The organism is Methylorubrum subtropicum (assembly GCF_038442325.1).
In the GTDB taxonomy this organism is placed as follows: Bacteria; Pseudomonadota; Alphaproteobacteria; order Rhizobiales; family Beijerinckiaceae; genus Methylobacterium; species Methylobacterium subtropicum.
In genome coordinates this window covers 1-22,423 of the sequence record NZ_JBBXMW010000034.1, presented here as the reverse complement: position 1 = coordinate 22,423, position 22,423 = coordinate 1, and the positions used below count along the sequence as shown (strand labels likewise).

The 22,423-nt window shown below is 63.5% G+C and carries 23 protein-coding genes; 14 read left to right on the top strand and 9 right to left on the bottom strand.

The annotated features are described in order from the left end of the window. Positions 1-36: 36 nt before the first annotated feature. From AAHG03_RS25895 to AAHG03_RS25885, 3 genes are all read right to left on the bottom strand, one after another. Positions 37-3,291 (bottom strand): efflux RND transporter permease subunit, encoded by a 3,255-nt coding sequence (locus AAHG03_RS25895; RefSeq protein WP_342154528.1) that lies wholly within the window; start codon positions 3,289-3,291, stop codon positions 37-39. 11 nt (positions 3,292-3,302) lie between these two features. Next, entirely contained in the window at positions 3,303-4,616 is a 1,314-nt protein-coding gene (locus AAHG03_RS25890) for an efflux RND transporter periplasmic adaptor subunit (RefSeq protein ID WP_342154525.1), read from the bottom strand. A 145-nt stretch (positions 4,617-4,761) separates the two neighbouring features. Beyond that, positions 4,762-5,118 carry a hypothetical protein gene (locus AAHG03_RS25885; RefSeq protein ID WP_342154523.1) on the bottom strand — a complete coding sequence of 119 codons (357 nt, stop codon included), beginning with the start codon at positions 5,116-5,118 and terminating at the stop codon, positions 4,762-4,764. Positions 5,119-5,184: 66 nt separating this feature from the next. On the opposite strand from AAHG03_RS25885, the gene AAHG03_RS25880 reads away from it, so the two are divergent. From AAHG03_RS25880 to AAHG03_RS25865, 4 genes are all read left to right on the top strand, one after another. Further along, on the top strand, positions 5,185-5,634 hold the full coding sequence (locus AAHG03_RS25880; RefSeq protein WP_342154521.1) for a MerR family transcriptional regulator: 450 nt from the start codon (positions 5,185-5,187) through the stop codon (positions 5,632-5,634). A 56-nt stretch (positions 5,635-5,690) separates the two neighbouring features. Then, entirely contained in the window at positions 5,691-5,885 is a 195-nt protein-coding gene (locus AAHG03_RS25875; protein ID WP_342154519.1) for a hypothetical protein, read from the top strand. 309 nt (positions 5,886-6,194) lie between these two features. Continuing rightward, positions 6,195-6,401 carry a hypothetical protein gene (locus AAHG03_RS25870; protein WP_342154517.1) on the top strand — a complete coding sequence of 69 codons (207 nt, stop codon included), beginning with the start codon at positions 6,195-6,197 and terminating at the stop codon, positions 6,399-6,401. 133 nt (positions 6,402-6,534) lie between these two features. After that, the gene (locus tag AAHG03_RS25865) at positions 6,535-6,690 is read left to right on the top strand and encodes a DUF3309 domain-containing protein (protein WP_156384084.1); all 156 of its coding nucleotides are present in this window, start codon (positions 6,535-6,537) and stop codon (positions 6,688-6,690) included. Positions 6,691-6,939: 249 nt separating this feature from the next. Here AAHG03_RS25865 and AAHG03_RS25860 read toward each other — a convergent pair whose 3' ends face one another. Continuing rightward, a complete protein-coding gene (locus AAHG03_RS25860) occupies positions 6,940-7,209 on the bottom strand; it encodes a hypothetical protein (protein ID WP_342154515.1) in 270 nt (89 codons plus the stop codon). A gap of 374 nt (positions 7,210-7,583) precedes the next feature. Here AAHG03_RS25860 and AAHG03_RS25855 point away from each other — a divergent pair, with 374 nt between their 5' ends. Together AAHG03_RS25855 and AAHG03_RS25850 are read left to right on the top strand one after the other, a co-directional pair. Then, positions 7,584-10,070: a GAF domain-containing protein gene (locus tag AAHG03_RS25855; RefSeq protein ID WP_342154513.1), complete on the top strand. Its 2,487-nt coding sequence runs from the start codon at positions 7,584-7,586 to the stop codon at positions 10,068-10,070. 5 nt (positions 10,071-10,075) lie between these two features. Then, positions 10,076-10,450, top strand: coding sequence for a response regulator (locus AAHG03_RS25850; protein ID WP_342154511.1), 375 nt, complete (start codon positions 10,076-10,078; stop codon positions 10,448-10,450). A gap of 196 nt (positions 10,451-10,646) precedes the next feature. Here the strand turns inward: AAHG03_RS25850 and AAHG03_RS25845 are convergent, their stop codons facing one another. Continuing rightward, positions 10,647-11,060, bottom strand: coding sequence for a DUF1236 domain-containing protein (locus AAHG03_RS25845; RefSeq protein ID WP_342154509.1), 414 nt, complete (start codon positions 11,058-11,060; stop codon positions 10,647-10,649). Between the two features lie 69 nt (positions 11,061-11,129). After that, entirely contained in the window at positions 11,130-11,351 is a 222-nt protein-coding gene (locus AAHG03_RS25840; RefSeq protein ID WP_342154507.1) for a hypothetical protein, read from the bottom strand. Positions 11,352-11,661: 310 nt separating this feature from the next. Between AAHG03_RS25840 and AAHG03_RS25835 the strand changes: the two genes are divergently transcribed. Both AAHG03_RS25835 and AAHG03_RS25830 read left to right on the top strand, forming a co-directional pair. Continuing rightward, complete coding sequence (locus tag AAHG03_RS25835) at positions 11,662-12,246, top strand: recombinase family protein (protein ID WP_342154505.1); 585 nt, start codon at positions 11,662-11,664, stop codon at positions 12,244-12,246. A gap of 4 nt (positions 12,247-12,250) precedes the next feature. Beyond that, positions 12,251-12,691: a hypothetical protein gene (locus tag AAHG03_RS25830; RefSeq protein ID WP_342154503.1), complete on the top strand. Its 441-nt coding sequence runs from the start codon at positions 12,251-12,253 to the stop codon at positions 12,689-12,691. A gap of 22 nt (positions 12,692-12,713) precedes the next feature. Here the strand turns inward: AAHG03_RS25830 and AAHG03_RS25825 are convergent, their stop codons facing one another. Further along, a complete protein-coding gene (locus AAHG03_RS25825; RefSeq protein ID WP_342154501.1) occupies positions 12,714-13,892 on the bottom strand; it encodes a hypothetical protein in 1,179 nt (392 codons plus the stop codon). 205 nt (positions 13,893-14,097) lie between these two features. Here AAHG03_RS25825 and AAHG03_RS25820 point away from each other — a divergent pair, with 205 nt between their 5' ends. The 5 genes from AAHG03_RS25820 (at position 14,098) to AAHG03_RS25800 (ending at position 17,262) form a co-directional block, all read left to right on the top strand. After that, positions 14,098-14,424 carry a type II toxin-antitoxin system RelE/ParE family toxin gene (locus tag AAHG03_RS25820; protein WP_342154499.1) on the top strand — a complete coding sequence of 109 codons (327 nt, stop codon included), beginning with the start codon at positions 14,098-14,100 and terminating at the stop codon, positions 14,422-14,424. Next, entirely contained in the window at positions 14,421-14,759 is a 339-nt protein-coding gene (locus tag AAHG03_RS25815; protein WP_342154497.1) for a helix-turn-helix domain-containing protein, read from the top strand. Before AAHG03_RS25820 ends, AAHG03_RS25815 begins: the two co-directional genes overlap by 4 nt. Positions 14,760-15,106: 347 nt before the next feature. After that, the gene (locus AAHG03_RS25810) at positions 15,107-15,784 is read left to right on the top strand and encodes a ParA family protein (RefSeq protein WP_342154495.1); all 678 of its coding nucleotides are present in this window, start codon (positions 15,107-15,109) and stop codon (positions 15,782-15,784) included. After that, positions 15,781-16,032, top strand: a complete 252-nt coding sequence (locus tag AAHG03_RS25805) for a hypothetical protein (protein ID WP_342154492.1) — start codon at positions 15,781-15,783, stop codon at positions 16,030-16,032. Before AAHG03_RS25810 ends, AAHG03_RS25805 begins: the two co-directional genes overlap by 4 nt. Before the next feature lie 180 nt (positions 16,033-16,212). Beyond that, complete coding sequence (locus tag AAHG03_RS25800; RefSeq protein WP_342154490.1) at positions 16,213-17,262, top strand: hypothetical protein; 1,050 nt, start codon at positions 16,213-16,215, stop codon at positions 17,260-17,262. Positions 17,263-18,163: 901 nt separating this feature from the next. Here the strand turns inward: AAHG03_RS25800 and AAHG03_RS25795 are convergent. Together AAHG03_RS25795 and AAHG03_RS25790 are read right to left on the bottom strand one after the other, a co-directional pair. Then, a complete protein-coding gene (locus AAHG03_RS25795; protein ID WP_342154488.1) occupies positions 18,164-19,078 on the bottom strand; it encodes a hypothetical protein in 915 nt (304 codons plus the stop codon). Further along, positions 19,075-21,333, bottom strand: a complete 2,259-nt coding sequence (locus tag AAHG03_RS25790; protein WP_342154486.1) for a type IV secretory system conjugative DNA transfer family protein — start codon at positions 21,331-21,333, stop codon at positions 19,075-19,077. The genes AAHG03_RS25795 and AAHG03_RS25790 overlap by 4 nt, the downstream gene beginning before the upstream one ends. Positions 21,334-21,366: 33 nt before the next feature. Between AAHG03_RS25790 and AAHG03_RS25785 the strand changes: the two genes are divergently transcribed. Then, on the top strand, positions 21,367-22,188 hold the full coding sequence (locus AAHG03_RS25785) for a hypothetical protein (RefSeq protein ID WP_342154483.1): 822 nt from the start codon (positions 21,367-21,369) through the stop codon (positions 22,186-22,188). Positions 22,189-22,423: the final 235 nt, after the last annotated feature.

Below are 22,423 nucleotides of genomic sequence, written 5' to 3'. Positions count from 1 at the left end.
GTAGTCGCTACAGATTCAAGCGAAATCCGCCGCCGCTCACTCGGCGGCCTGCCGCAGGGGAGCATAGATCTGCTCCGGCGCCAGCGGTTGGGTCGGCTGCTGCGATGCGGGGCCGCCGAAGCGGGCGTAGAGCGCCGGCAGCACCACCAGTGTCAGCAGGGTTGCGCTGATCAGGCCGCCGATCACCACGGTGGCGAGAGGTTTCTGGACCTCGGCGCCGGTGCCGGTGGCCAGGGCCATTGGCACGAACCCGAGCGAGGCAACCAGGGCAGTCATCGCCACCGGGCGCAGGCGAACCATCGCGCCTTCCAGAATGGCCTCTCGGCGGGGTTTGCCCGCAGCGACCAGCTGCTTAATCGCCGTCAGCATGACCAGGCCGTTGAGCACCGCCACGCCGGACAGGGCGATGAACCCCACCGCTGCCGGCACCGAAAACGGCATCCCGCGCAGCCACAACGCCACGATCCCGCCGGTCAGCGCCAGCGGCACCGCGGAAAACACCAGCAGCGCATCCCGCGGCGAGCCGAGCGCCGAGTAGAGCAGCAGGAAAATCAGCACGAAGCAGCCGGGCACCACGATCAGCAGGCGCTGACGGGCCGAGGCTAGGTTCTCGAACTGGCCGCCCCAGCTGACATAGTAGCCTGGCGGCAGCTGGACCTCCTTGGCCACCCGCGCCTGCACGTCCGCGACCAGCGAGCCGATGTCCCGCTCGCGCACGTTGGCGGTGACCACCACCCGGCGCTTGCCGTTCTCGCGCGAGATCTGGTTCGGCCCTTCGGTCACCGAGAAGCTGGCAACCTGCTTAAGCAATACCGACGTGCCCCGGCCGGATGGACCGGGCGGCAGCGGCACCGGGATGTTTTCCAGCGCCTCGCGGTTCTCGCGCACTTGGTCGTTCAGGCGCACGACGATCGGAAAACGTCGGTCCCCCTCAAAGACCATCCCGGCTTCCCGGCCGCCGATCGCGGCGCCGATGACCTCCTGAATGGTCGCCGTGCTCAGCCCAAGCCGCGCCGCCTCAGCTTTGTTGATCTTGATCTCCAGGAACGGCAGGCCGGAGGTTTGCTCAACCTTCACATCCTCGGCGCCGGCCGTGCGGCGCAGGATCGTGGCGATCTGTTCAGCTGCCTTGGTCATCGGCGCGAACTCGTCGCCGAACACCTTGATGGCCAGGTCGCCGCGGGCGCCGGCCAGCAGTTCGTTAAAGCGCAGCTGGATCGGCTGCGAGAACTCGTAGACGTTGCCGGCCAGCTTGCCGACCGCAGCCTCGATTTGCTCCTGCAGCTCGGCCTTGGACAGCGACGGGTCGGGCCACTGGTCCTGGGGTTTGAGGATCACAAAGGCGTCGGACGAGTTGGGCGGCATCGGATCGGTCGCAACCTCCGCCGTGCCGGTTTTCGAGAACACATAGGCGACCTGCGGGAAGCGGCTGACCACCTGCTCGATCCGCGCCTGCATCGCCTGCGACTGGCTCAGCGACGTGGACGGGATGCGCGTGGCGTTGAGGGCGATGTTCTTCTCATCCAGCGTCGGAATGAACTCCTGCCCCAGCCGGGTGAACAGCACCCCGGCGCCGGCCAGCAGCAACAGCGCGCCCGCGATGAACACCAGCGGCGCGCGCACCGCCCCGGCCAGCACCGGCCGGTAAAGCCGCTTGAGGCCACGCACGAGCCGGTTGTCGTGCTCCTGCACGCGGCCGGTCAGCGCGATCGCGATCAACGCCGGCACGAACGTCAGCGACAGCACGAACGCGGCGACCAGGGCGAGGATCACCGTCAGTGCCATCGGCTCGAACATCTTGCCCTCGACGCCGGTGAACGTCAGCAGCGGCACATAGACCAGGATGATGATCGCCTGCCCGTAGAGAGACGGCTTGATCATTTCCTCGGCCGAGGCGCGCACTGTCGCCAGGCGTTCGTCCAGCGTGAGCCGGCGGCCGAGCACCTGCTGGCGCTCCGCCAAATGGCGCAGGCTGTTCTCGGCGATGATCACCGCACCGTCCACGATCAGCCCGAAATCCAGCGCGCCCAGGCTCATCAGGTTGGCCGAGATCTTCGCCTGCACCATGCCGGTCATGGTCAGCAGCATCGCCACCGGAATGACCAGCGCGGTGATCACCGCCGCCCGGAAATTCCCCAGCAGCAGGAACAGGATCAGGATCACCAGACCGGCACCTTCCAGCAGGTTTTTCGCGACGGTGTGCACCGTCGCCTCGACCAGCTGGGTCCGGTCGAGCACCGTCTGCACGACGATCCCCGGCGGCAGCGACCGCCGGATCTCGTTCATGCGCGCATCAACGGCCGCGGCGACCGTGCGGCTGTTCTCGCCGATCAGCATCAGTGCCGTGCCGACCACGACCTCGTGGCCGTCCTCGCTCGCCGAGCCGGTGCGCAGATCGCGCCCAATGCGCACCTCCGCCACATCGCTGATCCGCACCGGCACGCCGCCGCGGGTGGTCACCACCACGCTGCCGATCTCGTCCATGCTTTCCAGGCGGCCGGCGGCGCGGACCACGTAGCCTTCGCCGTTGTCTTCGAGGTAGCGGGCGCCCTGGTTGGCGTTGTTGGCCTCCAGCGCCCGCACCACGTCGCTGAACGACAGGTCGAGCGCGGTCAGCTTCGCCGGGTCCGGCTGGACGTGGTACTGCTTCTCAAAGCCGCCGATGCCGTCCACGCCGGCGACGCCGCGCACGGTCTTGATCTGCGGGCGGATGATCCACTCCTGCACGGTGCGCAGGTAGCTGGCCCGCTCCACGTCACTGCCCAGGCGCTGGCCTTCCGGGGTCAGATAGCTGCCGTCCGGCTGCCAGCCTGGCTGGCCGGCCTTGGCCGGCTGGCGCTCGGCCGGCGCAGTGTAGCGCACGGTCCACATGTAGATCTCGCCGAGGCCGGTGGTGATCGGCCCCAGGCGGGGTTCGGCGCCCGGCGGCATCGCCCGTTCGGCTTCCAGCAGGCGTTCGCCGACCTGCTGGCGCGCAAAGTAGATGTCGGTTTTTTCCGAAAAGACCGCGGTGACCTGCGAGAACCCGTTGCGCGACAGCGAGCGCGTGTATTCGAGGCCCCGGATGCCCGCGAGGGCGTTCTCGATCGGGTAGGTGACCTGCTTTTCGATGTCGAACGGCGACAGCGCGGGCGCCGTGGTGTTGATCTGCACCTGGTTGTTGGTGATGTCGGGCACCGCGTCGATCGGCAGGCGGCTGAGCGAATAAACGCCCAGCGCCGCGGCCAGCAGCGACAGCAGCACTACCAGCCAGCGCTGGTGCACGGAGAAATCAAGGACGCGGGAAATCATCGGCTGCGCCCTCAGTCGTCGTCGCCGGCCTCGGCCTTGCCGAGTTCCGCCTTGAGCAAAAAGGTGTTGGCCACCGCGATCTCGTCGCCGGCGGCCAGGCCCTCGGTGACCTCGAACGCATCGTCGTCGGACCGGCCGACCTTGACCGCGCGCCGTTCAAAGCCCTCATCGGTGCGCACGAAGGCGACCAGCTTGCCTTCGAGCGTCTGCAGGGCGGTGCGCGGGACGCGCACCGGCACGGTTTCCTCGGCGATAGCCACCGCGGCGGTCACGAAGGTGCCCGGCCGCCAGGTCTGGTCCGGATTGGGAAGGGCGACGATCACGCGGGCGCTGCGCGTGTCCGCGTTCAGGAACGGGCTGATGAAGACCACCTGCCCCTCGGCGCGCAGGGTTTTTTCGTCGGTGCCGGTGCCGATAAGCACCTTGGCGCCCTCGGCCACATTGATCAGCGCGGTGGTCGGCACCGCCAGCTCGACCCAGACCGTGGACAGATCGGCGATGGTGTAGACGTCGGCCGGATCGCCTTCGCCGCCGACCTTGGTGCCAACATCAACCTTGCGCTCAACAATCCGCCCGTCCATCGGCGCACGCAGCGGAAACAGCCGCAGGCTCGACTGGTTAGGCGTGGCCTCGTCCCGCTTGGCCGCCGCCGCCACCTCGGTGGCGTTGAGGCCGAGGGCGGAGAGTTTCTGGCGGGCCAGATCGAGGCGCAGCTGGCTCTCCTGGTAGGTCGCCCGCGCCTGGTCGAACGACACCTGCGCGGTGGCCTGGCTGCTGATCAGCTTCTGCTGCCGCTCGAAATTGATTTTTTGCAGCTCGGCCTGCACGCCGGCGGTCAGGAACTCGCTCTTGGCGTCCGCCACCTCGCGGCTGTCGAGCACGGCGACCACATCGCCCTTCTGCACCTTGTCGCCCAGGCGCTTGCGCATCTCGGCGACAGTGCCCACGACCCGCGCCGGCACGCGCACCAGGCGGTCCGCATCCGGGGTGACCGTGCCGGGCACCACCAGGTGCCGGGACAGGGTGCCGCCGGCGACGGAAGCCGTGCCGATTTCCTGGCTGGTGATCTGCTCGGCGGTCATGTGGATCTCGCCGGCCTCGCCGTGTTCCTTGCCCTCCCCCTCCTCGCCGGCATGGCCGTGCGCGGCGGGCTTGGCCGGCTGGTCGTGGTCGTCGGGTTTGGCGGCCGGCGTGGACGGAGCCGCCGGAGCCGGCCCGAGGCCGAGGCGGGCGAGCGCGCCTTGGGTGTGTGTGGCGATGCCCGGCACCGCACCGCCGATCGCGATGCCGGCGGCAAGAATAGGAAGAAGGAGAAGAGCGCGCATGGAGGATGTGTCTTGCGGGACGTCAGCCCGGAACGCCGCGGGGCGCCGAGGGGTGGACCGTTCCCTGGTGGTGAGCGGATCAGAACAGGACCGCGCAGGCCTCAACAGGCCTCGCACCGGCGCCACGCCGCATGGCGTGGTCAGTTCAGGCGCGTGGCGGGCGCAACAGGCCTTCGGTGCTGATCGAAACCACCTGCTGCGCAGTCGGCCGGTAGGTCACCCGGATGGGTGCCGGCGGCAGGAAGGAAACCGGGGTAACCGGGCAGGCGGCCTGGTGACAGCCGCAGTGGTGGTGGCAGAGCAGGCAGACATCGCCCTCGCCGGCTGCGGCGGGCTGCTCAGCGCTCAGGCTGAGAGTGGCGACGGCCGCCGGATGGGACAGGTTGGCCGCCTCGACCGGGACCGGACCGACCACCGCCAGCACGAACGCAAACACCAGCGCCTGGACCAGTGCGGTCCAGTGCCAGGCGCGGCGCGTTCTCTGCCGGGGGGCGGCAGCCATTCTCAAAATCCTTGTCTCATTGCTCCTGACGTTACATCCTGTAGCCACTACAGGAGCAAGCGCATTTTGATCCCGATCGGCGAGCTATCGCGGCGCACCGGCGTCCACATCGAAACCATCCGCTTTTATGAGCGGTCCGGTGTGCTGCCGGAGGCACAGCGCAGCGACAGCGGGCGCCGCCTGTATGGCGACGCGGACGTGCGGCGGCTGACGTTCATCCGCCACGCCCGCCAGCTCGGGTTCGAGCTGGACGCCATCCGCACCATGCTCGCCCTGCAGGAGCAGCCGGACGCCTCCTGCGGCACCGTGGATGCGCTGGCCCGCCAGCAGCTGGTCGCCGTAGATGCGCGGATTGCGCAGTTGACCGCATTGCGGGGTGAACTGACCCGCATGATCGATACCTGCGCGGGCGGCAGCGTCGGCGCCTGCCGGATCATCGAAGCGCTGGCGGAGCCCACGACCCCGGCACCTGCTGCAGCGGAGCCGTGTTCACCATCCTGCGCCGTCGCGTCTTGACCTTCCCAATGTGGGAAGGTGCAGGGTCAACAGCCTATCGGTTCCGGAGGACACCCATGAGAACGATTGTAGCGGCCTCGACCGCGCTGTTGCTGCTGAGCGCCGCGCCCGCGCTGGCGATGAGTTGCTGCGGCAGCGGCAAGGGCAAGGCCGCCATGTGCGGCAAGGGCGGCATGGCCATGAACATGAAGGGCAAGAAGGGCGGCTGCTGCTGCGAGGGCATGAAGGCCAACATGAGCAAGCGGGCCTGACGGGCGATTGCCCTGAGCTGAAACCGGGCTGTTTTTGCTGCCCGGTTTTTCTTTGCCTGTCCATGTGCAGAAAACGACCGTTTTTCAGCTACTTAAATGTGCGCAGAAACTGTGTGAGGAAATCAAATAAGGCCGAGCTGAGCTGTTGGGGGCGCTCCCAAAGGCTCCGAAGCGCAACTCGGACAGCACCTTGCCGGCATTATGATTTGTTAACCCTATGAGGGCCAAGCAAAGCTCGACCGTGTTGGTACGGTGCTGGCCGCCTCCAAAAGCGGGGGCTGTTTGGGCGATAAGACGATGCCTTGGACCATGCTGCTGGTGACTGTGCGTGCCGAGATCGCTGCCGCACAGGGCCGGGCCAGCACGCAGGCCAAAGCGGTGCAGACCCTGTTAGCGGCCGGACACGACAGCACCGACGCGGAGTATGAGCTGTTTCGTGAACTGGACGGTCTGACCCTGCTGCGCGAGCGCTTGAGGTCCATTGAGGCGCTGCGTGACTGCCCCGTAGCTGCATGACACCACCCGGCAGCTGGATGACTGAGGGGGCACGGCAGAACGCGGCTGCTGCGCGCCCCTGCAACGAAGTCGTGACAGCGACAGTTAGTCACCAAGCTTGAGCGTAGATGCTCGGGCTCAAGGAGCGCCGTCGATGTCCGTCACCACCATTCTGCTGATCCTGCTCATCCTCATCGCCTTCGGCGGTGGCGGCTTCCTCGGTGGTGGCGCCTATCGCGGACCCGGCTTCGGCCTGGGCGGCATCCTGCTCATCATTCTGATCGTGCTGCTGGTGACCGGCAGGATCTGAACGGGCCGCCGGCAGCCAGCGCTCTAGCCAACGACTGCACCCGGCCGGGGGCTCTGGCAGGCCCCAGATGCAGAAACGGCGGAGCTTGCGCCCCGCCGTTCAAAACGTCGTGCCGGCTATCGTCGCGTCAGAGGCCCATGATCACGTTGGCCGAGCCAACCACCGTCATGGCCACACCAGCGGCGAACACGCCGATCATGCCGTAGGAAAACGCCTTCAACATCGAACTTTCCATGATCCAGGTGTCGGTTAGCAGCGGTAGCCGCCCGAGACCTGACCGTACTGCTTGGTCGGAAAGTGCTGCTGGTTGGCGTTGCCCTCGGCCGCCGAACTCATCGGGCAGCGGTCGTAGAGCGGGCCATCGGAGCCGTTGATCGAGCCCGTGGTCGTCACGTCGTAGGGCAGGGTCGAGCTGTAGCGTCCCTTGGGAGCGCCATAGTCGAACGCCAGGGCGGACGAGGCCGGAGCAGCAACGCCCAGAGTAAGGGCGGCGATGGCGGCGGCGATACGGGTCTTCATAGGGATCTAACAACTCCTTACGCGGTGATACCGGCCGATCCGGCATCGTCCTGTCTTGCGTAAGACTGATATAGGTACGCCTTTGCCGGCGTGACGTGCCCCGACGCACATAGAGAGCCGGATTAATTTCTGCAGCGAGCTGAGGAACAATTTGCGGCTCATACGTCGCGCTGCGACGGCCCCTAGGGACCGACAAATAATTTAATGCCGGCAAAGCGTATGGTTTCATACAAAATCGACAGTGTCGTTGCGAATTAAACCAGCCCTTTGCGTAATTATGCCACGCTGTTGAGCATGGCATTGACTTTGGCATACCAGTCGGGCTGACGAGGCTCGGTCGTTCGCGTATGCCAGGGGACCAACCAGATACGCTGATGTCGTCCACCATTCCGCCCCTTGTCACCGACCCGGCACGCCTCAGTGCTTTGGACGGCTACGCGATCCTCGACACCCCGGCGGAGCCGGGGTTCGACGACATCGTGCAACTGGCCTGTCGGCTGTGTGCGACTCCGGTGGCCTTGGTCAGCCTCGTTGCCGGCGAACGGCAGTGGTTCAAGGCAAGGGTCGGATTCCCTCATTGCGAAACCGACCTCAACAGCTCGGTCTGCGCGCACGCGCTGGCTCAGCCCGACGATGTCCTGATCATCCCGGACCTGACTTTGGACCCGCGCACCGCCGAGAACCCCTTGGTCACGGGTGAGCCGTTCATCCGTTTCTATGCCGGCGCGCCTCTGCGTACCGCTGCCGGCATGGTGCTCGGCAGCCTGTGTGTGATCGACAGCGTCCCTCGTCCGGATGGCTTGAGCGAAATCCAGGCCAGCGACCTGCAGGCATTGGCCCGTCAGGTGATGAGTCAGCTCGAACTGCGCCGCGCGGTGATGGATCGTGACGCCCAGCGTGCCGTGGAGGCCCGCGCCTTCCATTCCCGTGATGCGTTGCGTGATACCCAGGCGGCGCTCACCGCGACGACCGGCGACTTGGATACCCTGCTGCAGGCCATCGTGTCCGGAGCGATGCGGGCGATGCCGGCAGCCGAAGGCGGGGTCATCGAATTGCTGGATGGCACGGAACTCGAATACCGTGCCGCACAAGGCAGCCTCGCCGCGCGACTTGGACTGCGTGTGCCGCTGTTTGCCAGCGCCGCCTGTCATTGCGTCATGAGCGGCGCACCGTACCTGATGACGGATGCCGGCAGCGATCCCTTCGTCAAACGCGACCTAGTCGCGACGCTGCAGCTCGGCTCGGCCGTGCTCGCACCGATCCGGCGCGGCACCAGCGTGCTCGGCGTGCTCAAGCTGCAATCGCCCCGGTCGTGCGCCTTCGATGCCCGCGACCTGGCCTTGCTCGATCTATTTGCCGGCGCCGCCACCGCAGCCCTGGCCGAGGCGGCAGCCCAGGCCGAAATCCGTGCTCAGGACACCTACTGGCGCGGACTGTTCGACCGCCTGAATGAGGCCTTCCAACTGAACGAGGTGATCCGCGACGACGCCGGAGAGATCACCGATTTCCGGATCCTTGAGATCAACCCGGCCTGGGCCAGGCAGATCGGCATACCTGCGAACCAAGTCGTCGGCGCCACCGCGAGCCACCTGTTCGGCGATGTCGCCCCTGAGTGGATCACAGACTTCGGTCAGGTGGTAGAGACGGGGGAAGCCTGGCGGTTTACCCGGCAGTTCGCCCCGAATGGCAACTGGTACGAAGGGACCGCCTTCAAGCTCGATGGCGATCGTTTCGGGGTCATCTTCCTCGACGTAACCGCACGGATCAGCTCCGAGGCGCGCCGCACGGCGCTGCTGTCCCTCGGTGATCAGCTGCGCGATCTGACGACCATCGCTGACATGACCCACGCCGGAGCCGAGATCGTCGGGCGCACGTTGGGGGCGACGCGTGCCGGCTACGGTCGGGTCGAGGGCGACGTAGAGGCGGTCATCATCGAACCGGACTGGACCGCGCCCGGTCAGGCCAGTGTCGCCGGCCGGCACCGTTACGACGATTTCGGCAACATCCGCGCGTCCCTGCTGCAGGGTGAGGCGCTGGTGGTCAATGATGTGACCTGCGACCCGCGCACCGTGGCTGACGCAGCGCGGTGGCTAGGGTTCGACATCGCAGCTCTTGTCCATATGCCGGTGCGCGAGCGCGGGCGCACGGTGGCGGTGTTCATCGTGCATGACGTGAAGCCGCGTGTCTGGACCACCGAGGAGTTAGCGTTCCTTCGCAACGTCGCCGATCGGGTCGAGGTTGGCGTGGCGCGGGTGCGCGCCGAGGAACTGCAGACAGTCCTTAATTACGAGCTGGCGCACCGCCTGAAGAACACTCTCGCCATCGTGCAGTCGATCGCCAGCTCAACCCTGCGCGGCGTGACCGAGCGCGAACCGGTCGAGGCGTTCGAGCGCCGGGTGCTGGCGCTGTCGCGCGCCCACGACGTGCTGATGCAGAAGAGTTGGACAGCCGCCAGGATGCGCGCGGTGATGGAAAGCGTGCTGACGATGCAGGCCGACCTCGACCGGTTCGCCATCGACGGGCCGGACCTCGACATCAGCCCGCAGGCCGCCTTGTCTCTGTCGTTGCTGCTGCACGAGCTGGCGACCAACGCGCTGAAGTACGGTGCGCTGTCGGCCGGCGCCGGCAAGGTGCGGATTGCGTGGCGAACCGAGGAGGGCAGTGCGCCGACGCTGGTGCTCGACTGGAACGAGCTCGGTGGCCCGGCAGTCGCTGCCCCGAGCGGGCGCGGCGGTTTCGGCTCAAAGCTTATCCGTATGGGCCTGATGGGAACGCGGGTTGCCAATCTGAGTTACGACCCAATCGGCTTGCGTGCCGAGTTCCGCGCGCCCCTGGCAGAAATTCAGGTTCAGGTTCACTAGCCACGATGGCGCAGTCCAAGGTTCCTGCCCCGACCCAAGTGCTGTGCGTCGAGGATGACCCGATCTTAATGCTGGCGATGATCGAGTTCGTCGAGAATGCCGGCTGTGAGGCCGTCGAGGCGACGAGCGTGGCCGAGGCCATCGGGATCCTGGAAACCCGCACAGACATCCGCACGGTGTTCACCGACCTCGACATGCGCGGCTCGACCGCCGGCATGCGGCTGGCGGTAGCGATCCGGGACCGCTGGCCGCCGATCGAGCTGGTGATGATTTCCTCGCAGCCGTGGGATGCCTCGCAGATCCCGGCCCGCGGTGTGGTGCTTGGCAAGCCCTTCGACCGGCGCAAGATCGAGGCGACCATCCGGCGGTTCGCCGTTTAGCCCGATCAGCAGCCCTGGTTCAGACGATTGAACCGACGCGACAGACAATTGGGGGCACTGTTGCCCACCGCGCCGGCCCACTCCGGCACGGTGGCCGAAGAACGAGCAGCCCTTGCCTAAGAGACCGCGGGGTCAGGCGAGGGCCGCTGTATTGCGTTCACGTCACCGTGTTCACGGCTGACGATGCGATCCGATTTTAGTCGATCACCTCGACAATCCGGCGGCTGCCAGGCTCGACCAGCACCGGGCGGCCGTTGACGACGGTGTAGCGGTAGCCGCTGGCGCCGTACTCGGCCGGCACCTCGTAATAGCTTACGCCGTCGGACGGCAGCACGGTGCCGACCCGGACCTCTTCCCCGTAGGTGTAGGACGGCCGGCCCTCGCGCAAGACGTAGCTACGAAAGCGCGGGCGGCTATCGATGCCGAGGATGCCGTTGACGGTGCCGGTGGCCGCACCGATGGCGCCGCCGACGATCTCGCCAATCGGTCCGCCCTGCGCGCGGCCTACCGCAGCGCCCTCTTCAGCACCACGCACGAGGCCCTGTGCCTGGGCAGCAGCCGGCAGGCTGAGAGCAAGGAGTGCAGCGGCCAGGGTAAGCTTACGGTTCATGGGAGGTCTTTCCAGGGTAGGGCCGGTTGCACGTCGCGGGCCCGGAGCTGAGGGGAAGCGGGCCGGGGCTCAGTTGCCGTAGGGCGACGGCATGATGATGCGGACCTTGCGCGCCGTCGTCGCGTCGCCGGCAGCCACCGTGCCAGCCGTCGTGCTGCCACGCAGCAAGTTGGGGGGCAGATCGATGTTGGCCGGGGTGCTGGATACGGTTGTCTGACGCTCTTGAGCCTGGGCTGCAGAGACGATCACCAGGGACGACAGCGCGAGAGCAATGGTGGTGATCGTCTTCACGGTGAGCGTCCCAAGCGTGACTGTATGTTACTTTCACAACGGTCAAGCTTGGCCGTGGTTCCGTGCCGAACCCGCCCTGTCGTTCAGCTCGGATCAATCTCATCGGTATGGACGGTGAACCCTGCCTCTTGCCCGTTCCGTTGAGTCGCGGTGCACCAAATCGTGAGATCAGCCCATGTGCAGAAAACGACCGTTTTCTGCACATGGATGCAAGCCCCCTCCCCCGGCGTGCAAAACAGCCCCGGTTCCGTGAAGAAAATATGTGAAGAAAACTATTGTGCGAAAAACGGTATTTCCGTACAATCTTCACATGCTGATCGGCTACGCGCGCGTTTCGACCGAGGACCAGAACCTGGACCTGCAGCGTGATGCCCTGAAGGCCGCTGGCTGCTCCCGGATCTTTGAGGAGAAGGAGAGCGGGCGCGCAGGCACAAAGCGCCCTGCCTTGGAAGGCGCGTTGGACTTCCTGCGCACAGAGGACCAGCTGGTGGTCTGGAAGATCGACCGTCTCGGCCGTTCCCTCCGCGAAATGCTCGATACCGCGCACATGCTGCAGGAGCGCGGCGTGAAGCTGCGGTCCCTGACCGAGCAGGTGGACACCGAGACCGCCACCGGGCGGATGATGTTCAACTTCCTCGGCACCATCGCCGAGTACTTCCTGGATCTGAACCGCGAGCGAACCCACGCCGGCCTCAAGGCCGCCTTGGCACGGGGCCGCAAGGGTGGACGCCCGCGGCGGCTGTCTGATGCCGACCTGGCCGCCGGCCGGGCGATGATCGACGCCGGCACCATTCCGATCGCCAAGATCGCCAAGCGTCTCGGCGTCTCGGCGCGGACTTTCTACACCTACTTCCCGCAGGCACGCGCGCGCAGCCAGGCGCGTCCGGAGGGCTGACGCGATGCCGATCCGCCCAGAGAACCGGTTTTTCTACCCGATCGACTGGGCGCAGCTGTCCGACGTGATCCGTTTCGGCCGAGCCAAGGGCTGCTGTGAGGGCTGTGGCCGGCCGCACGGTCAGCTGGTGTTCCACCTGGGCGATGGCCGCTGGTGGGACGCGGCGGCGCAAACCTGGCGCAACGGCCGGGGGCGACCCTTGAAGCTGGCACCACTGGAATGCCTGCCGGCAGGCAAGGTGATCGAGACCACGCGCGTCTATCTCGCCTGCGCCCACCTCGACCATGATCCGGGCAACAACGACCCGAAGAACCTCAAGGCGCTCTGCCAGCGCTGCCACATCCTCCACGACCGCGCCGAGCACCTGCGCCAGCGCTGGTTCACCTACCGGCACCGGAAGGCCATGGGCGACCTGTTTCTAGGCCCCTACCCTTTCCGATACTAAGTTACTACTAGAACGTCTTATTTTAGGGTGCTTTGGCGTCCCCAATCGGTTCAATTGGCATAACCAGATCTTGATCCGCCTCGCAGCTATTATCTGCAGGTTTAGAGGTGATATTGCTCAAATCGATCAGGCCAGTTTTTTCAGCAAATTTGAGGAGTGCATATCGCATAACTCTCTCAAGTCCAACATATGTTGGGGTGCGCTCGAGTAAATTAGCAAATTCTGCGTCGTTAACTACAGGACGACCAGTGATGACTTCATCATTTGATCCATTCCCTCTTGGCGCGATCCAGCCACCAAACGCTGTACCAGTATGCACATAGCGGCTCCGAATATCGTATGCCGCTGAAATTCTTTGCTTGAACGTGTCTTTCCTGAACGTCTGGTACTCATGGGCCGCTTCTCTGCGATCGAAAAAATCGTCATCAATAAGGTGGGTAATGGTCAACACAAATCGGCGCTTGATTTGCCGCAATTTACCTCTGACTGCACGAGATACTGCGGCGCCATCGGGCATGCCGGCTTCAATTCGAGAGAGTAATCCCTTTGTATCGTCGTCAATTAGTTCTGAATTATCAATGTCTGTTACATTTGATAGAATTTCTCCAGCAGTAATCAGATGTAGGTACGAAACTTCAACATCGTTTTCAGCGGATTGCAGGGCGCGTAGATAGAAACGACAGGCTGCCTGAAAAGTTGTTCTCAGTTTTTGGTCTATCGAGTAGTCGAGTAAAAGAGCTTCAAGGCGTTGGATTTCACTAAGGTTTAGAGGGATAGGAAGATCAGCGCGAGGTCTATGCCTGTTCTGCGGCGTGAGATGGTTAATAAACTGATCGAAATTTGCCATGTCAGGCAACCAAAAGTTACCATTGGTCTCGAAGGGGCCATGGGTGTCAAATCTCTTGCCGAACAGCAGAGACAGATATGAACAAAATAAATCGCCGTGAGGCTCAAAGTTCGGCAGCACAATACCGGCTTCTTTTTTTAGTGGCTCTGTACGAAAGCTGATAATAAGACCTGTCCGGCTACTCGGACCTTCCATTCGGCGCGCGAAACCTCCCCGATCCTGAAAGCCAGGAAACGCGTGGCTGATCAATATGGCAAGATTTTCGAATTCACCGATGAAATGGCTCGTGGACGAAATAAGAATTCTTTGTACCGTCTCGTGCGGCCGCAGTGGATGGAGGCTTTCAGAAGTCATTATATGCCTCATACAAAAGCGATATAAGCGCTGGCGTAAGCCTAGCAGTATAAGGCTGAAAGTGGGCTGCGGCACTCCCCGATCCGCGACCCTGTCAGCTTTTCCGTTGACGCATTATGGTGATATGCCCATAATCTAGGGAGTGAAGGCAACCCCACCCCAACGCAAGCCCTGCGCGTTCCTTGGATCGTCCCGCAAAGACCTCTTGGCGTTTCCGCAGGCCGTTCGTGCCGATGTCGGCTATGCGCTCGACCTCGCCCAGTTGGGTGAGGAGCCATTAGCAGCAAAGGCGCTGAAAGGTTTTGGTGGTCGTGGTATTCTCGAAATTGTCGAGAACTACGACGGAGACACCTATCGGGCCGTTTATACGGTGCGCTTCACTGACATAATCTATGTCCTGCATTGCTTCCAAAAGAAGTCAACGAAGGGCATCGCTACGCCGCAACGCGAAATTGAGCTTATCAAAGCGCGATTGCAGATGGCCGAGGCCGATTATGCAACGCGTACCGGAAAAGGAGGACACAAGCCATGAGTGAACCCGACGTGGAAATTTTCCACGGCAGCGGCAATGTCTTTGCCGACCTGGAACTGCCCGACGCAGAAGAAATGCTGCTCAAGGCCAACCTTACCGCCGCTCTGCGTCAGCTGATCGCTGCGCGGAAGCTCACGCAGACCAAGGCGGCTCAGCTGATCGGCATCGGACAGGCGGATCTCTCCAAACTGCTCCGGGGCAGCATCCGGGGGTACTCAGTCGAGCGACTGATGGGCTTTCTGACCGCGTTCGACCAGGACGTGGAGATCACGGTGCGGCCCCACCCCAAGGCGGGTGAAGGCGGCCGGATCACGCTGACCATGGCCACGGCATGATGCCGGCACCATCGAGCTAAAACGCCCCCAGCCGGGGGCGTTTCTGTTTGTGCAGAGGGAAACAAGCTCCTTCCCACATTGCCACGTCCCCATTTCACCATGTCGCAAGCCCACCACGTACGTGGTTGTGTGGCTAAATGGGGACATGGTGAGCTTGAAACCTTGCGAGCCATGTCCCCATGGTCCCACGGAGTAAGGTCTCAGGGTTCCCACGCGCATGGGGACGTGGCAACGTGGCCTTTACGGAAATCAGGGACACTCGGTCTCAGCGGCCTTGGCAATCCTGATCCCCACGTTCCCACGTCCGTGGTGACGTGGGATTATGAGAACAATGAAAGGGGCCTGATATGACGTTCGTTATCAGCGTCTTAGGTCAGAAGGGTGGGGTCGGCAAAAGCACCATTTCCCGCTTGATCGCCACCGAGTTCGCTCGCCAGGTCACGGACGGCGAGAACTGGAATGTCAAAATCGCCGACTTGGATGTGAGCCAGAAGACGTGCGTGAACTGGGTCTCCCGGCGCATGGCGAACAACATCGTGCCCGAGGTGCGTGCTGAGCCCTATCGCGTCGATAAAGCCCTCAAGGAGGCTGCGCGCGGCGATCTCGATGTCATGGTGCTCGATGGTCAGGGTGAGGCAACGATGGACACACTGACGGCGGCACGCGGATCGGACGTGATTATCATTCCTACCGGTACGTCCTCTGACGACTGGGGGACGCAGATCCCCTTGGCTCACGAGCTGCGCCTCAACGGTGTCGATATGAACAAGGTGCTGTTCGTGCTGACGCGTACCGGCAAAAGCGACAAGGAAGATCGCGACGCGCGCCGGATGATCAACCAGGCCGGATACACGGTCGTAACGACCACCCTGGCAGAACAGGCAGCCTACCGTCAGGCGACGGATACCGGCCACGCCGTATCTGAGACGGGGTTCAAGAACCTCAACGAGAAGGCCCAAAACCTGTTTGTCGAGTTGATCGCGCCGCTCAACAACCAGACCGAAACCCAGGACAACGCCGCATGAGCACCCCCCTCAATCTTAACCGCCCGACCAAGCCCAAGCTCGTGAGTGCGAAGGACGCTGCCCCAGCTCCTGTGTCGTCTACTGAACCCACTCTGACCAAGCCCGCCACCGGCCAGCACGTCCAGCTGCAGTTCCAGGTGCCGCCGGAGATCCGTCGCGCGGTCAAAGCCTACGCGGCCGAAAACGACACCAACATGAGCGACCTGTTCATGCGGATGTGGTCCGAGTACCGCAGCCGTCATTCCTAGGGACGTGGTAACGTGGGAAAATGGGAAGCCTGGAATATGGGTTCCCATAAACCCACGGATCGCCTGTTGTAGCATCACCACGCGCCCCAGCTATCTCTCTAAGAGTGCTGCCGTTTTGGGCATGGTGTGTTGCAAATCTGGTGCGAGGTTTCCCGTTCCGGGTTAGCGTTGCGCGCTGCTATGACCGATCTCTTCAACCTCACCCCCGCCGAAGTCGCCCGCATCGAGCGCAAGAAGCGCACGATGAAGAACCGGCGTGGGCGGAAGAACCCATCGAACCTGCCGGACCGCCTCGCCCGGACCTCTGCCTTTGCTCCGCGCCGGCAGGGTTTGATCACTGACAGCAATTTCTCTCAGACTTACGTCGTACCAGGCTATTCCGTCATCGAGGTTAAAGGCCGAGAACTCGGCAGCCAGCATCGTGACGCGATCTATGCACTGTTTCGGATGAAGCCAACGACGGTTTACGAAGACAATCCAAACTACCGCAAAGGCACGTTCATCCTGCCGATGCTGCCTGTATGTGAGACCAAGACAACTTGGCGAGCTTTGCTCAAAGCCATGGATAAGACTGAGCACGTCAACAATCTGCTCACGTTAATGACCGTTTTTCAGGAAATACAACAGGTCAGCCTTATAATCCACCAGGGCCGATCCCTTGAAGACATGGAGAAAATCCTCAAGAGCCGATCGCAGAGCCGTCTGGCCGACACCCCAGGCTCTTCGGAGCCGATGATCACCAAGCTGTCCTGGTCCGGGGCGCAGCTCGATAGCGAGGTGGTGGTCCGCTACGGTCAGACCGTCGTTGAGATGATCCAAAAGGCTTCGCTGGTCAGCATCAACGCCGAGATCCAGTTCCGTTTAAAGTCCGATCACGCCAAGGTTTTTTGGCCGTTCATCGACAGCCAGCCCGGACACACCTGGATTGATGAGGAGCGCCTGGCGCAGCTCGCCGGCCGCCAACTCTGGGGCGAGGGGGCAACCGCCGCCAAGCGCAGCCAATTCCGCAAGGAGTGCCGCGAGGCTTTCAAGGACATGGTGGCCGCCAAGGGCTTGGAGAGCTACCGCGAGGAAGTGACCGGCTCCGGTTGGCACAAGGGCCGCCGCTGGCACTACGTCCACGCCCTGCCCACTCAGGGCGAGTTGGAGCTTTTGGCCAACAAAGCCAACGAGATTGCTGCCAAAACCTCGGGCGCGGAAGCGGACCCGCCCACACCGGATGCGGCCTAACCAGACGGGAAACCTCGCCCCAGTCTTTGGTGAAAACTCTTTGTTAACCCTAGCTTTAGCGGGAAACCTCGCCCCAGAATTGGCCGTCAGAGCCGCTTTTAGGCGTCATTTCCCTAGGGGCATCACACCGTTTCAGCCGGTTAGCCCTACGAACGGACCCTCGCCCCAGATTTTGGGCCAAACCACCCGCATCCGTAGACCCTCGCCCCAGATTTCTGCCACCGGATCTGGGGCTCATACCCTCGCCCCAGATTTGCCGGTGAGACGCAGGCGAAATCATACCCTCGCCCCAGATTTTGGAACCCCTCGCCCCAAATTTGTCGTCCCTCGCCCCAGATTTGTATAACCTCGCCCCAGATTTGGGGTGTAACCCTATGCCAGGCCGTCGAAATTTCCCTAAAGACCTTCTTTATTAGATCAATTTAAAGACCTTTTTATAGACGTCCACAGCCCATCCCCAGCTCAGACACGATACACAAGGCGGTAGTTTTTCCGCTGTGAGGGGCTTCGTCTCACTTAGAAACTTTGGCCCTTCCGGCCCTTTCGCTTCGCGAAACCCCCTCCCCCACCCAAAACGGAGACCGCCTTACGGCGGTCGAAATCGATGATGCGCCGCCTGCGGCGGCTGGTTTTGGCTTCCGAGTGGAAGAGTGCTTCAGGATGCACAGCGGCCAATCCTGGAGGCTTTAGAGCCGGAGACGGTGCACAGATGGTTGGGCGGCCAAAAATGCCTAAAATCGCCGTCTAGGACCTTCCTAGCGCCTGCACGCATGAACCCGCGCCGAGGGCGCGGGTGTATCTCCTGCGGGCGCTTTGCGCCCGCCTTGCAAAGGCTGAGGAGGTTGCACGGAGAGGACGAGATCACCCGCGCGGCCCGGCCGCTCGGCTCCGGGCATAGTGCTCAACGACCGGCGTAGAGGTCACGCCGCGACCCATCCACCCGCCACCATCCGTTTTGAAAATCCGCTCCTTCCGCCTCGATCTCCGGCAGGGATTTGATGAAGAACCGCCGCCAGACCTCCGCGCCCCTATCGGGCCAGCGTCCATTAAGGGCTCGATCGCGCGTCTCCTCGGTGCCGAACACAATCAGGTATGGGGCTGGGCTGCCCAATGCCTTGGCCTGCTCCACCACGTCATGCTCAGCGGCTTCGCGTATCCCGTCGAGCTTCGGGGGCCTATTCTTCCTGCCCCGGAAAAACATGCTCAGATCGCCCCGGCCGCCGCCGCGCTCGAACTCAACCACCATGAGCTGCGGCGGTAAGGTCGGATCGGGGAAAGCGAACCGGGCGTAGCCGTCCGGCAGGTACGAGGCTGCCGTTTTGATGAGGCCGCCCGGTGTGGCTTCCTGCTTGTTGTATCGGATCGTCGTCACCTTACCCCGGCCGGGCGAACCTGGCTCGAAGTCACATACGAACGAGATGTCGCGTTTGCCCGTAGCCTTGGCCCACGCCCGGAACGCCATGTGGATTGCAACGATCCCGAGGCGGTGTTCGATCTCGTTGTCTTTTCCGAAACGCCGCGTTGCGCCGATAGCGACCCGATGCCCGTGCAACTCGTTGAGCGTGCGATCACCCTTGGGTGACAGCCAGAACAAGTGCGGTGTCCCAACCTCCGCTTTTTCGGGGGCCGGTTTAGTGGATGGGGCTGTGCTGCCGACCAGGCACTGCCGCCGAAGCATCCGCAACGCCTTGCGGATCGTCTCCGGGGTGCCATGCCCAAGCTTGTGCAGCAGCTCGACCGACAGCAGCCGGTACAAGGCGATGTCGAGCAGGATCTCGTACTCGTGCTGCGAGGGGAAGTAGCCCCGAATGGTCAAAACAGCCCCTCAAGCCCGGTCTTGCTCACGAACCGCGCTTCGATCTCAGGCGCAGTAGCAGCCTGGTCGTCCGTCTTAACGACAGGCGGCTCCGCCGCCCGGCGCTTGCCTTTGGCGGCTGCCTTCTTGGCTCCCGGTGCCGGCTTCGCCTTTGTTCGCGGGGGCCGGGAAAGGCCAAGCTCAACGGGCTGCACAGGTACTCCGCCTGCTGCAGCTTCCTCGTTTTCTTGGGACGTGGCAACGTGGGGAACCTGGTACGTGGTTTTATGGGAAGGTGGGATGGCCTCAGGAGCTTGCTCTTTCACCTCCGTGGCATGCGCCGTCCGTGATGGTCGGGCCAGGCCGATGTTGATGGCCTCGACAGGAACACGCCCCGCAGTGGGTCCCTTGGTTTCTGGGGACGTGGGAACGTGGGTTGATGGTTCAACCCTTGGTGCTGTCCCTGGGGCAGCGGGCTTAGGCGGCCGGACCATGCGCAGGTTATCAGGTTGCTGAGGCGTAAGCCGTACCGCTGGCTGCTTGTCCACCGCTGACGTGGTAACGTGGGAAGCTTGGTTTGTGGGAACGTGGGTCTGCTGTTTTGGCTCTGGCGTGACCGTTACCACCACAGCCGGCGCCTCTGATGGCACGACGTAGCCCGGCCGTAGCTCCGGCGGATCGGCCTCTGCAGGGATCGGTTTGGCGATCCGATAATAGCCCCCCGCCTCAGGCAGTTCGGTCGCGGCGCTGGTGTAGGCCACCCATTCTGCCTCCGTTACGCGCAGCCTGTATCCGGCCAGATCCTCGCGCACCGTCAGCAGGTGCGGCCCTCCGATCGTGCGCCAGGAAGCCCAGAACTGACGCTGTTCGAGCTTGGGTAAGGTGCTGGCCTCCCGATCCGACACCCGCATCATGTCGCCAATCAGACCGCGATCCAAACCCCCGACAAACCGTCCTCCGGTGTTCCCGATCAGCATTGCCTTGTCCTCGGCCGAGAACCCGGCTCCCATGACCTGCTGCGCCATGACCAGGTTCAGCCCACGCTTGCGCAGGAGCGCGAGCTGATCGACCAGCTCGCGCCCGGCAAGCAGCGTCACCTCATCGATGACGAAGTTGATCGGCGCGTGAACCGTGCCGGGCTTCATGTCCGCACGGGCACGGCAGGCCCCACCAACTGCCGCAACGAGCAGGCGTCCCGCTGTGGCGACGATGCTTTTCGCCTTCAGCGGCTCAAGGTTGACCAGCACGACCTTGCGGCTCTCGATCGCGGCCCGCAGATCCACCGTGGTCTCGCCGCCGAACATGGCGGAGAGACCCTGCACCGCGAAAAGTCGGATCAGGCGAGTCAGCAGCCACTCCTTCGTGCCGGCGAAAGCCCGGCTCGGGAAATCCAGCTCGAAAAACTCGCGGGTGTCCGGGTCAGGATAAGCCAGAGCGTAGCGGTACAGCTCGGCCGCCTTTGGGTACGTTTTCGGGTCGCGCAGCATGTCGCGGAGATCCCGTAACGTCGAACCTGGTCGGGCCAGCAGCACCGTGGCGCAGTGGATGATGAGGGTTTCCATGTTCATGCTGAGGGGTGCCGTGTTGGCATCGAGCGCCTCCGCCAGCATCGCGGCAGCCTCGTTTCGGGCATCGTGATCCAGTCCCCGGCCGTCCAGGGGATTGATGCCGACCGACCAGCCGGGCTTGAGGTTGGGCTCGATGTAAACCAGCCGGTCGGAGCGCCGGGCGGGACCGGATAGCTCCGGCCAGTGCGCGATTTGCCGAACCAGGTCTCCGCCGGGGTCCAGCACGATCAACGATGACGCCGGGCGCTCGTCGTTGGGGGCCTCGATGTCATGCCGGACGATGGCTTTCAGCAGCTCAGACTTGCCCCAGCCGCGTGTGGCGACGATCAGTGCAGCGTCACTCAACCCGTCCGCCGGGAACAGGCCCTCGCGTTGGTACTGTGGGAGCTTCACCGCCTGATCAAAGGCGTTCCGGTGGGGCGTCTGCGCCCGGAGGTAACTCGTCCAACCGTCAAAGTCTGCGGTGAAGCTGTGCCGCTCACTCAGGCGCACGAAGTCTGACAGGGCTGACGGCGCGTCCTCAGGCGTACTGCTCCGCGCTCGTACCAAGCGCGGCAGATTGGCCAGGGCGGTACAGAATTCCTCGTACAGCAGCAGGGGTTTGCGGGTAAATTTCATACGATCCCGTACCAGGCGTTCCATGGTCGCCAGATCCGGAGCGAGATCCCCGAGATAGAGGTTTCGAGCTTGGCCGTTTGCTGGCAACATGAGAAACCAGACCTCGCACCGCTACGCTTGCTGATGTCACTTTTCACCGATGACGTTGCGAAAATCGAGCGCAGCCTTCTCAAGGAGCGCGCGGGCACCTTGCCGCCCATTGAGATTTCCCGGCGGTTTGAGAAGGCGTACTATTACGGTCGTGGGATCTGGATCGGGATCGGCGGGTTCGCGGTCGCGGCGCTGTGGTTGTGCCAGAGCACCATTCCTGATGTCTTCGGTTGGAAGGCGTGCACACTCGCTAGCTTGGCCGTTGTGTTCGGCCTCACGCTCTATCTACGCCGCGTCCGATCGGTCTTGATCCACGAAGCCGCCCTCGAACGGATCAAAGCCGGTGAAGCTAAGGCTGCACGGCTGGCCGCTGAGGCCGCCAACCGTGCCGCTGAGGAGGAGCGACAGGCAGCCGTTGCTGCCGAAGCCGCGCGGCAGCGATCGCTGGCGATCGCACAGGCAGAGCGACAGAAGCTCCTCGCAGCGTCTGAGCAGGCCAAGCAGCAGGCCATCGCCGATGCGTTTGCCGATCGTCACAAGCGGATGGCGGTCGAGCTGAGAACCAATGCCCTCCGGACGTTGGAAAACAGCATCATACGGGTCTTGGAGCACCTGCGCGAGCGGGCTGAGTTCGTCCCGGAGAGCGTTGGCGAGGAGCATATCTATGAGCTGATCCGGAAGCCGCTACGGGCATCCCGCGCGCCGGAACTGGGATTGCTCCGTCGCACGGTCCAGGCGGAAGTGATGATGGTGATCGGTCCCGATCAATCTTGGCTGCCGCCAGAGCCAACCGACGAACAACTGATGCGAGGCCCACAGCCTTCGATCGAAAGAATAATTACCATAAGCGGTTAGCTATAGTTTTTTGACCAACCCACTTTGTGTCTCCTCACTCGTTTTCTCGTAAAAATCCTCCCTGATTTTTCCTCGCTCTCTCGTTCGTCGTCACTCGTGCCCCGGCCTCAGTTGCCACCCGGCCGTGGATCTCCCACCCCCCACTCGCGCGGCCCCCCCTCCCTCGTCGCCGCGCGGCGACGATCCGGCGGCCGATCCCGGCCGGGCGGGGCCTCGCCCCCCCCCGCCGGTCAGG